At 49.7% G+C, this 10,814-nt stretch carries 14 protein-coding genes; 8 read left to right on the top strand and 6 right to left on the bottom strand.

The window, feature by feature from the left end:
• The 4 genes from BFF42_RS28340 to cspG form a co-directional block, all read right to left on the bottom strand.
• Positions 1 to 68 (bottom strand): hypothetical protein (locus tag BFF42_RS28340; protein WP_241012944.1); only part of this gene is annotated, 68 nt, incomplete at its 3' end.
• 49 nt (positions 69 to 117) lie between these two features.
• Positions 118 to 180 carry a hypothetical protein gene (locus BFF42_RS28335; protein WP_226342180.1) on the bottom strand — a complete coding sequence of 21 codons (63 nt, stop codon included), beginning with the start codon at positions 178 to 180 and terminating at the stop codon, positions 118 to 120.
• Complete coding sequence (gene ymcF, locus BFF42_RS13435) at positions 155 to 343, bottom strand: cold shock small protein YmcF (protein ID WP_071524879.1); 189 nt, start codon at positions 341 to 343, stop codon at positions 155 to 157. The genes BFF42_RS28335 and ymcF overlap by 26 nt, the downstream gene beginning before the upstream one ends.
• Positions 344 to 353: 10 nt before the next feature.
• On the bottom strand, positions 354 to 566 hold the full coding sequence (gene cspG / locus BFF42_RS13430; RefSeq protein WP_000066490.1) for a cold shock protein CspG: 213 nt from the start codon (positions 564 to 566) through the stop codon (positions 354 to 356).
• A 285-nt stretch (positions 567 to 851) separates the two neighbouring features.
• Here cspG and cspH point away from each other — a divergent pair, with 285 nt between their 5' ends.
• From cspH to etk, 8 genes are all read left to right on the top strand, one after another.
• Positions 852 to 1,064, top strand: coding sequence for a cold shock-like protein CspH (gene cspH / locus BFF42_RS13425; protein WP_000087763.1), 213 nt, complete (start codon positions 852 to 854; stop codon positions 1,062 to 1,064).
• A 441-nt stretch (positions 1,065 to 1,505) separates the two neighbouring features.
• The gene (locus tag BFF42_RS13420) at positions 1,506 to 1,811 is read left to right on the top strand and encodes a threonine-rich inner membrane protein GfcA (RefSeq protein WP_001295358.1); all 306 of its coding nucleotides are present in this window, start codon (positions 1,506 to 1,508) and stop codon (positions 1,809 to 1,811) included.
• 106 nt (positions 1,812 to 1,917) lie between these two features.
• Positions 1,918 to 2,562, top strand: a complete 645-nt coding sequence (gene gfcB, locus BFF42_RS13415) for a lipoprotein GfcB (protein WP_039060289.1) — start codon at positions 1,918 to 1,920, stop codon at positions 2,560 to 2,562.
• Positions 2,559 to 3,305 (top strand): capsule biosynthesis GfcC family protein, encoded by a 747-nt coding sequence (locus BFF42_RS13410; RefSeq protein WP_001038064.1) that lies wholly within the window; start codon positions 2,559 to 2,561, stop codon positions 3,303 to 3,305. Before gfcB ends, BFF42_RS13410 begins: the two co-directional genes overlap by 4 nt.
• A complete protein-coding gene (locus tag BFF42_RS13405; protein WP_000742340.1) occupies positions 3,305 to 5,401 on the top strand; it encodes a YjbH domain-containing protein in 2,097 nt (698 codons plus the stop codon). The genes BFF42_RS13410 and BFF42_RS13405 overlap by 1 nt, the downstream gene beginning before the upstream one ends.
• Before the next feature lie 45 nt (positions 5,402 to 5,446).
• The gene (locus BFF42_RS13400; RefSeq protein ID WP_024258623.1) at positions 5,447 to 6,586 is read left to right on the top strand and encodes a polysaccharide export protein; all 1,140 of its coding nucleotides are present in this window, start codon (positions 5,447 to 5,449) and stop codon (positions 6,584 to 6,586) included.
• Positions 6,574 to 7,020 carry a protein-tyrosine-phosphatase Etp gene (gene etp / locus BFF42_RS13395; RefSeq protein ID WP_000057871.1) on the top strand — a complete coding sequence of 149 codons (447 nt, stop codon included), beginning with the start codon at positions 6,574 to 6,576 and terminating at the stop codon, positions 7,018 to 7,020. The genes BFF42_RS13400 and etp overlap by 13 nt, the downstream gene beginning before the upstream one ends.
• A 19-nt stretch (positions 7,021 to 7,039) precedes the next feature.
• Positions 7,040 to 9,220 carry a tyrosine-protein kinase gene (etk, locus tag BFF42_RS13390; protein ID WP_000208638.1) on the top strand — a complete coding sequence of 727 codons (2,181 nt, stop codon included), beginning with the start codon at positions 7,040 to 7,042 and terminating at the stop codon, positions 9,218 to 9,220.
• Between the two features lie 114 nt (positions 9,221 to 9,334).
• Here the strand turns inward: etk and appA are convergent, their stop codons facing one another.
• Together appA and cbdX are read right to left on the bottom strand one after the other, a co-directional pair.
• Complete coding sequence (gene appA, locus BFF42_RS13385) at positions 9,335 to 10,633, bottom strand: bifunctional acid phosphatase/4-phytase (protein ID WP_012421669.1); 1,299 nt, start codon at positions 10,631 to 10,633, stop codon at positions 9,335 to 9,337.
• 79 nt (positions 10,634 to 10,712) lie between these two features.
• Positions 10,713 to 10,805, bottom strand: a complete 93-nt coding sequence (gene cbdX, locus BFF42_RS13380) for a cytochrome bd-II oxidase subunit CbdX (protein ID WP_000270305.1) — start codon at positions 10,803 to 10,805, stop codon at positions 10,713 to 10,715.
• Positions 10,806 to 10,814 lie beyond the last annotated feature (9 nt).

The following is a 10,814-nucleotide window of genomic DNA, read 5'->3' as shown; positions in this document are numbered from 1 at the left end:
CGCAGAGAATCGTAACGGGATACCAGATCAAGAGCCTGTCCAATGTGCATAAAAAAATCCGGAAACAAGTGAGCGTTTCCGGATTCTTACACAGCCACTGGATCGGTCAACTGATCCTTAACTGATCGGCATTACTCCACGAGGGAGCCTGATATTATTTTGTGAAATCCAGCGGCGCATGGTCAGTGCGTATTTGCAGCGCAACGTTATCAAAGGTGATCATCGTCGATTTACAAAAAATACACTTAGCGCCCAAAGGATTTCGCTCCGTCACATCGAATGCCGATGTGCGGTACTGTGAACCATGACAACATGGACAGCGGAAATGGAGATGTTGAGTAATAACGGCAACCTTAGAGCGTAACAACGTTCGCTGCCGCGGGGCCACGTTGCCCCTGCTCAATAGAAAATTCAACTTTCTGATTTTCGTTCAGCGTGCGGAATTCATTGCTCTGGATGGCAGTGAAATGGACGAAAACGTCTTTGCTGCCATCATCAGGAGTGATAAAGCCAAAACCTTTATCTGCGTTAAACCATTTTACTAAACCAGTCATTTTATTAGACATATTTTACTTCCTTCATTTTGGGCCTTTCGGCAAACAGGGCTTTAATACAGAAACTACTTAGTGTTCAGGAGAGAGACTCAAAAGAAGGGGATAATGCCTGATAATGAGAACTGCTTTAGTAAACTACTTTGTATGCTGTCTGTCTTTCAAACCGACGCAGCTATTAACGCATGATAATTGAGATTAAGCAAATTTTATTTTAGCCGTCCGGCGGTCTTAAATATCGCTGGCTTTATTTTATTAACCCCGTATAGTGCAGCGCAGTATTTTCAGTAAGGAATTTGTTTGTCCCGTAAAATGACAGGAATTGTCAAAACCTTTGATCGCAAAAGCGGCAAAGGATTCATTATCCCCTCCGACGGTCGTAAAGAAGTTCAGGTCCATATTTCCGCATTCACTCCCCGCGACGCAGAAGTGCTTATACCAGGATTACGTGTGGAATTTTGCCGCGTAAATGGCCTGCGAGGACCAACAGCGGCAAATGTTTATCTCTCTTAATATGACGCTGCTTGTTTAAAGCTGACTGGTTTTATTGGAATAGTGCAATAGTCAACATCATATATTATAACATCAGTTACTTTTCCACAAAGAAACTAATCCATTTAAGCGAATATCTCTGCACCTAATAGTTATAAATGCCATTTAACAGCCAGTTATAGTACCACTTGAAACTATATTACCAACAATAATTAATAGCTTTCGTAACAATTTCCTTATCTTTAATTTGTATTTTGCTAAGATTTATCTTATGCTCACAAGTCGTATTTCCAGAGGGGGATAGTTAACAATCTTATATTTCCCTCTGCGCGCCTTTCCTACCCGCAGTATATAGTGCAAGCGGTATGAGGAAAGGGAGATTTCACAAGGATGTTATACTCAAAGTAGACAATCCTGATCTCAAGCGTACGTATTGTCCATGCGATGAATAAAGGAAAAGTTATGAAACACAAGCTTTCTGCAATCCTTATGGCCTTCATGTTGACGACGCCAGCTGCGTTTGCTGCCCCTGAAGCAACAAACGGGACCGAGGCAACGACGGGTACTACTGGCACCACAACGACCACTACCGGCGCAACCACGACTGCTACTACCACTGGTGGCGTGGCTGCTGGCGCTGTCGGCACGGCGACAGTTGTCGGTGTGGCAACGGCTGTTGGTGTGGCGACGTTGGCAGTTGTTGCAGCAAATGACAGTGGCGATGGCGGTTCTCATAACACCTCAACCACCACGTCCACTACACGCTAATACTGCTTTAACGCGTCGAAATTAAAGTTAAATGATACCCGGTTGCGATATTCGTACCGGGCTTTAAAGATTTGCATTTTTTTAATTAACCTTTCAAGGATTAAAGGTGCGCCCTCTTATTTTATCGATTTTCGCACTATTTCTTGCGGGATGTACGCACAGCCAGCAAAGTATGGTCGATACATTTCGCGCCAGCCTTTTCGATAATCAGGATATCACCGTAGCGGATCAGCAGATCCAGGCGTTGCCTTATTCCACGATGTATTTACGCCTTAATGAAGGGCAACGAATCTTTGTGGTACTGGGATATATAGAACAAGAACAAAGCAAATGGTTATCCCAGGATAACGCCATGCTGGTTACCCACAATGGACGTCTTTTAAAAACCGTCAAACTTAATAATAATCTGCTGGAAGTGACAAATTCCGGGCAGGACCCTCTGCGTAACGCGCTGGCAATAAAAGATGGCAGCCGCTGGACGCGCGATATTCTCTGGAGTGAAGACAACCATTTTCGCTCTGCGACCCTGAGTTCTACTTTTTCCTTTGCTGGATTAGAGACGCTGAATATTGCGGGTCGCAATGTGCTGTGTAATGTCTGGCAGGAAGAGGTGACTTCCACGCGGCCAGAAAAACAGTGGCAAAACACATTCTGGGTCGATTCGGCTACTGGCCAGGTTCATCAAAGTCGGCAAATGTTAGGCGCAGGGGTTATTCCCGTAGAAATGACGTTTCTTAAACCCGCACCATGAATAAATTACAGTCGTATTTCATTGCCAGCGTACTTTACGTAATGACACCCCATGCCTTTGCGCAAGGAACGGTGACTATTTATCTGCCTGGCGAACAACAGACACTTTCCGTTGGCCCCATGGAAAATGTTGTCCAGTTGGTGACACAACCGCAACTGCGCGATCGCCTCTGGTGGCCTGGTGCCTTGCTGACCGACTCTGCGGCGAAAGCTAAAGCGCTTAAAGACTACCAACATGTCATGGCACAGCTTGCTTCCTGGGAAGCAGAAGCTAACGACGATGTGGCGGCAACGATTAAATCCGTGCGCCAGCAGTTACTCAATCTCAATATCACTGGTCGCTTACCGGTCAAACTGGACCCTGATTTTGTTCGAGTGGATGAGAACAGCAATCCCCCGTTGGTCGGGGACTATACGCTCTATACCGTACAGCGTCCGGTGACTATTACTCTGCTGGGTGCGGTTTCTGGGGCCGGGCAATTGCCCTGGCAGGCAGGCCGTAGCGTTACCGATTATCTGCAAGATCACCCCCGCCTTGCAGGCGCGGACAAGAATAACGTTATGGTGATTACGCCTGAGGGTGAGACTGTCGTCGCCCCTGTTGCCCTGTGGAATAAAAGACATGTGGAACCACCGCCTGGCAGCCAGCTTTGGTTGGGCTTTTCTGCGCATGTACTGCCCGAAAAATATGCTGATTTAAATGACCAGATTGTGTCTGTTTTAACGCAACGTGTTCCTGACTGATGAAGAAGAATTCTTATCTTTTAAGCTGCCTGGCCATTGCCGTCTCCAGTGCCTGTCATGCTGAAGTATTAACCTACCCGGATCCGCTGGGTTCGTCGCAATCAGACTTTGGCGGCACAGGATTGTTGCAGATGCCAAATGCGCGCATCGCACCGGAAGGTGAATTCAGCGTCAACTACCGGGATAACGATCAATACCGGTTCTACTCCACCTCCGTGGCGCTGTTCCCATGGCTGGAAGGCACCATTCGTTATACGGATGTGCGCACACGCAAATATAGCCAGTGGGAAGATTTCAGCGGCGATCAGTCATACAAAGACAAATCATTCGATTTTAAACTTCGCCTGTGGGAAGAAGGTTACTGGCTACCGCAAGTGGCGTTTGGTAAACGTGATATTGCTGGTACGGGTCTGTTTGACGGTGAGTATCTGGTGGCCAGCAAGCAAGCGGGGCCATTTGATTTCACCCTCGGGATGGCATGGGGCTACGCCGGTAATGCGGGCAATATTACCAACCCGTTTTGCCGGGTGAGCGATAAATATTGTCATCGCGCAGAGTCTCACGATGCGGGCGATATCAGCTTTAGCGATATCTTTCGTGGCCCGGCTTCCATCTTTGGCGGCATTGAGTATCAAACGCCGTGGAATCCCCTGCGTCTGAAACTCGAATACGATGGCAACAATTACCAGAATGATTTCGCTGGCAAACTGCCTCAGGCAAGCCATTTCAACGTCGGCGCAGTTTATCGCGCTGCCAGCTGGGCAGATCTCAACCTGAGTTATGAACGCGGTAACACGTTGATGTTTGGCTTCACGTTACGGACCAATTTCAACGATCTGCGCCCTGCCCTGCGCGATACGCCAAAACCGGCATATCAACCTGCGCCTGAATCTGAAGGATTGCAGTACACCACAGTAGCGAACCAACTTACCGCGCTGAAGTACAACGCAGGTTTTGAAGCACCGGAAATTCAGCTGCGCGATAAGACGCTGTATATGTCTGGTCAACAATACAAATACCGTGATTCTCGCGAAGCGGTCGATCGTGCCAACCGGATTCTGGTGAATAACCTGCCGCAAGGCGTTGAGAAGATTAGCGTGACGCAAAAGCGCGAGCATATGGCGATGGTGACTACCGAAACCGACGTAGCCAGCCTGCGCAAACAGCTGGCTGGTACAGCGCCTGGTCAATCAGAGCAACTTCAACAACAACGTGTTGAAGCAGAAGATCTTTCTGCCTTTGGTCGGGGCTACCGTATTCGTGAAGATCGCTTTAGCTACTCTTTCAACCCAACACTTTCACAGTCGCTGGGCGGCCCGGAAGATTTCTATATGTTCCAGCTGGGGCTGATGCCCAGTGCCCGCTACTGGTTTACCGACCACCTGCTGCTTGATGGCGGTATTTTCACCAATATTTACAACAACTACGACAAGTTTAAGTCTTCGCTGTTGCCCGCGGACTCTACCCTGCCCCGCGTGCGCACGCATATCCGTGATTACGTTCGCAATGACGTTTATCTCAACAACTTGCAGGCGAACTACTTTGCCGACTTAGGCAATGGTTTCTATGGCCAGGTGTATGGCGGTTATCTGGAAACGATGTACGCCGGTGTCGGTTCCGAGCTGCTTTATCGCCCGCTAGATGCCAGCTGGGCGCTGGGTGTGGACGTTAACTACGTGAAGCAACGTGACTGGGACAACATGATGCGCTTCACCGATTATTCCACGCCAACTGGTTTCGTGACGGCTTACTGGAACCCGCCGACGCTCAATGGCGTACTGATGAAACTTAGCGTTGGGCAATATCTGGCAAAAGATAAAGGCGCAACGATCGACGTCGCCAAACGCTTTGACAGCGGCGTGGCGGTAGGGGTATGGGCGGCAATCAGTAACGTATCTAAAGATGACTACGGCGAAGGCGGCTTTAGTAAAGGTTTTTATATCTCGATTCCATTCGACTTGATGACCATTGGACCTAACCGCAACCGCGCGGTGGTTTCGTGGACACCATTGACGCGTGATGGTGGACAAATGCTGTCACGCAAATACCAGCTCTATCCAATGACGGCAGAGCGAGAAGTACCGGTTGGACAATAACCTGACGTAATTCATAACATTACATTGACTGATAAATATAAACCAATGAAAAAGAACATTTTTAAGTTTTCGATACTGACATTGGCTGTTCTGTCTTTGACAGCATGTACCCTTGTTCCTGGTCAGAATTTATCGACCAGTAACAAGGATGTCATTGAACTACCTGACAATCAGTATGACCTGGACAAAATGGTCAATATCTATCCCGTCACGCCAGGATTGATTGATCAGTTGCGCGCCAAACCGATTATGTCGCAGGCTAACCCGGAGCTGGAGCAGCAAATCGCAAACTATGAATATCGTATCGGGATTGGTGATGTGTTGATGGTTACGGTCTGGGATCACCCGGAACTAACCACCCCCGCAGGGCAATACCGTAGCGCCAGTGATACCGGCAACTGGGTTAACGCCGATGGTGCGATTTTCTACCCCTATATTGGTCGCCTGAAAGTGGCCGGGAAAACACTTACCCAGGTACGCAACGAGATTACAGCGCGTCTCGATTCAGTCATTGAAAGCCCGCAAGTCGATGTCAGCGTCGCGGCGTTCCGATCGCAAAAAGCGTACGTCACCGGCGAAGTCAGCAAATCGGGTCAGCAGCCGATTACCAATATTCCTCTGACCATCATGGATGCGATTAACGCCGCGGGCGGTCTGACCGCAGATGCAGACTGGCGCAACGTGGTGCTCACCCAGAATGGCGTAAAGACCAAAGTGAACCTCTATGCGCTGATGCAGCGTGGCGACTTGCGCCAGAACAAACTGCTGCACCCGGGCGATATTTTATTTATTCCGCGCAACGATGATCTGAAAGTCTTCGTGATGGGTGAAGTGGGTAAACAGAGCACGCTGAAAATGGACCGCAGCGGTATGACCCTGGCGGAAGCGCTGGGTAACGCTGAGGGTATGAATCAGGATGTCGCTGATGCGACGGGGATTTTTGTTATTCGTGCAACGCAAAACAAGCAGAATGGCAAAATCGCCAATATTTATCAGCTGAATGCGAAGGACGCATCGGCAATGATACTCGGAACGGAATTCCAGCTTGAACCTTACGACATTGTTTATGTCACTACCGCGCCGCTGGCTCGTTGGAACCGTGTGATTTCTCTGCTGGTACCGACGATTTCCGGGGTGCATGACCTGACAGAGACTTCACGGTGGATTCAAACATGGCCCAACTAAAATTTAACTCAATCCTGGTGGTTTGTACCGGCAACATTTGCCGTTCGCCCATTGGCGAGCGCTTGCTGCGTAAACGTCTGCCAGGCGTAAAAGTCAAATCGGCAGGTGTTCATGGTCTGGTAAAACACCCTGCAGATGCGACAGCAGCAGATGTTGCCGCTAATCATGGCGTATCTCTTGAAGGACATGCCGGACGTAAGCTCACTGCTGAGATGGCACGAAATTACGATCTGATTCTGGCAATGGAGTCAGAGCATATTGCTCAGGTTACCGCAATCGCTCCCGAGGTCCGCGGGAAGACAATGCTGTTTGGGCAATGGCTGGAACAGAAAGAGATCCCGGATCCCTATCGTAAAAGTCAGGACGCATTTGAACATGTCTACGGTATGTTGGAGCGCGCCAGTCAGGAATGGGCGAAGCGCCTCAGCCGGTAATTTGAGTTTATAAAATACGATGACAACTAAAAATATGAATACGCCACCAGGCAGTACTCAGGAAAATGAGATCGATCTGCTTCGTCTGGTCGGCGAGTTATGGGATCACCGTAAGTTTATTATCAGCGTGACCGCGTTATTCACGCTGATCGCTGTCGCTTACTCGCTGTTAAGCACACCAATTTATCAGGCAGATACTCTGGTCCAGGTTGAGCAAAAACAGGGCAACGCCATTCTCAGCGGCCTGAGCGATATGATCCCTAACTCATCGCCCGAGTCTGCACCGGAGATTCAACTGCTGCAATCGCGCATGATTCTCGGTAAAACCATTGCTGAACTGAATCTGCGCGACATAGTTGAGCAGAAGTATTTTCCGATTGTGGGTCGCGGCTGGGCGAGATTAACCAAAGAAAAACCAGGTGAGCTGGCGATCAGCTGGATGCATATTCCACAACTGAATGGTCAGGATCAGCAACTGACACTCACGGTTGGGGAAAACGGCCACTATACACTGGAAGGTGAAGAGTTCACCGTCAATGGTATGGTCGGCCAGCGTCTGGAAAAAGATGGCGTTGCGCTGACTATCGCGGACATTAAGGCCAAACCAGGAACACAGTTTGTCCTGAGCCAGCCTACCGAACTGGAAGCGATTAACGCATTGCAGGAAACCTTTACCGTTAGCGAACGCAGTAAAGAAAGCGGGATGCTGGAACTTACCATGACTGGTGATGATCCCCAGTTGATTACTCGTATTCTGAACAGCATCGCTAACAACTATTTGCAACAGAATATCGCTCGCCAGGCGGCGCAGGATTCACAAAGCCTTGAATTCTTACAGCGCCAGTTGCCTGAAGTGCGCAGCGAGCTGGACCAGGCGGAAGAAAAACTCAACGTTTATCGCCAGCAGCGCGATTCGGTTGACCTTAACCTAGAAGCCAAAGCCGTTCTTGAGCAGATTGTGAACGTTGATAATCAACTCAATGAGCTGACTTTCCGCGAGGCAGAGATCTCCCAGCTGTATAAGAAAGATCACCCAACTTATCGTGCGCTGCTGGAAAAACGCCAGACGCTGGAGCAAGAACGCAAACGCCTGAATAAGCGGGTATCGGCAATGCCTTCCACTCAACAGGAAGTGTTACGTTTAAGCCGTGACGTAGAAGCGGGCCGTGCGGTATATCTGCAATTACTTAACCGCCAGCAGGAGTTGAGTATTTCGAAATCCAGTGCCATTGGTAACGTGCGGATTATCGACCCGGCAGTCACTCAGCCGCAGCCAGTGAAACCGAAAAAAGCGTTGAACGTGGTGCTTGGTTTTATTCTTGGCCTGTTTATTTCGGTGGGTGCCGTGCTGGCGCGTGCGATGTTGCGTCGTGGTGTAGAAGCCCCGGAACAACTGGAAGAGCACGGCATCAGCGTTTATGCCACTATCCCAATGTCCGAGTGGCTGGATAAACGTACCCGTCTGCGTAAGAAAAATTTATTTTCTAATCAGCAGCGCCATCGTACTAAAAATATCCCCTTCCTGGCGGTGGATAACCCGGCGGATTCTGCTGTGGAAGCCGTACGTGCGCTACGAACCAGTCTGCACTTCGCTATGATGGAGACGGAGAATAACATTCTGATGATCACCGGTGCGACGCCAGACAGTGGTAAAACGTTTGTCAGTTCAACTCTGGCAGCGGTGATCGCCCAGTCCGATCAAAAAGTGTTATTTATTGATGCCGACTTACGCCGTGGTTATTCGCATAACCTGTTTACCGTGAGTAATGAACATGGCTTGTCGGAATATCTGGCAGGTAAAGATGAGCTCAACAAAGTGATCCAGCATTTTGGCAAAGGAGGCTTTGATGTGATTACTCGCGGTCAGGTGCCACCTAACCCGTCTGAACTGCTGATGCGCGATCGGATGCGTCAATTACTGGAATGGGCGAACGACCATTACGATCTGGTGATTGTCGATACGCCGCCGATGCTGGCGGTGAGTGATGCCGCGGTCGTGGGGCGTTCTGTTGGCACCAGCCTGCTGGTTGCGCGTTTTGGCTTGAACACCGCCAAAGAGGTGAGTTTGTCAATGCAGCGTCTGGAACAGGCAGGCGTCAATATTAAAGGCGCTATCCTCAATGGTGTGATTAAACGCGCCAGCACCGCTTACAGTTACGGCTATAACTATTACGGTTATAGTTACTCCGAGAAAGAGTAAAACTGAAAGTGGCCGGATGCGGCGTGAACGCCTTTTCCGGTCTACGCATTAGACAGTTCTTCGTTTGTCATCAGCCTCAGAGCATTCAGGTAACTGAATGCTCTTTTTTATGCATTACAAACTGCACGCCGGTATGCGTGCTTCATTCACGATTTGCGTAAAACCTGCCAACGAACACATGCCCTGCGCATTTCGCTCTTCACATCCTGCCAGGGTCAGTTTCACCTCTCCGGGCGGCGTATTTAATGACAGCGGCGTTTTATCACGCATCTGCTGTAAAGTCTGGAAGACCAGCGAAACCTGAATCCACTGGCTGTTATCGCTTAGCCGACGCCAGCGTTCAAACACCAGTTCACCACCTGGCGGCGTGTTATCCGGCTGACCGGGAAGCGTCCAGTTGAGCTCCAGTGCGCCGCCGAGATTTGCCAGATTAGTATCGTGTCCGGCAATAAACAGTACTGAAGTGGGTAATGTCACACCATACGCCTGTTTTTGCGGTGGATGGGGCGTCAACGCTGCCATGATCAAATCCAATAACGGGGTGGCGCGGCTGCGGGCAACCTCTGGCGTGCGTTGTAGCAAATAAAATTGCGCGTTATGCAAACTTAGCAAGGTGTTCCACTGGTGTGAATCGGTGATCCTTCCCCACCCCGGCTCTGGCATTCCCTGTGCTTGTTGCAGGAGAAATATCTCCGTCAGCATTGATGCGAGGCTTACCGCACCGGTTAATGAGACATTGTCGGCGCTCACCTTGAGTTCCGATGGTAATGCCTGCGTTAATGAACAGCTTTCGTCCTGTTTCTCACGTTTAAGGCACAAGTTTGATTGCGGAAAATTAAGCACCCGTTCCAGTTCGCGAAACGCCGTTTGCCGATGCCCGGTAAAGTCAGCAATTGACCCTCCTGCCTTGCTGAGGATCGCGTCAGTCACGTTCGCATTATCCAGTTGGCAAACGCCAGTTTTTAGAGGATTAAATAACGGATCGGGACTGGACGTATCTGCCTGGGTATGTACGGTTATTGCACAGTCAGGTGCCAGCCCGGCGGCGAAGGCTTCGCCTGTTTTACGGGTACGCTCGTCGACATCAGCAATAATCGCGACCTGACCAGGCTGCGGACAGCCCTTTTTTGCCAGCAATCCGTCGGCCACCAGACGCTGGCGTTGGTAATGTCCGAAATAGGCGATTAGCTCACCACCGCGCGGTGTCAGCCAACCCAGTTTTACCGGCCAGGTTGGCCATGCGTCTGGGGTGACATCCTGCATCAGTTGCGTGGCCTTGGTTGGAGCACGCACACCATGACGACTGACAATCACCACACTTTCCAGCTTCAGCTCCGGCTCACTCTGAGCGAATGCAGATTGCGAGGTTAACGGAATCAGAAGAGATAAAAATGGGATTAAGATCGCTTTCATCGATATGTTTCCGCTTTTCATATCTGACATTATTGATTGCCTGATGCGATGCTAATGCGCCGCATCAGGCCTACGTTCGTTAACTTTTCAGACGCGGGTCCAGCCATACCAACACAAGGGTGGAGAGCGAACACATCAACAAAATGCCGACGAACCAAAGTAAATACCACATTGTTCCTGC

Source organism: Shigella sp. FC1661, assembly GCF_001712525.1.
Lineage (GTDB): Bacteria > Pseudomonadota > Gammaproteobacteria > Enterobacterales > Enterobacteriaceae > Escherichia > Escherichia coli.
Note: the sequence above shows the minus strand (reverse complement) of the source record. Positions and strands in the feature narration are given on the sequence as shown.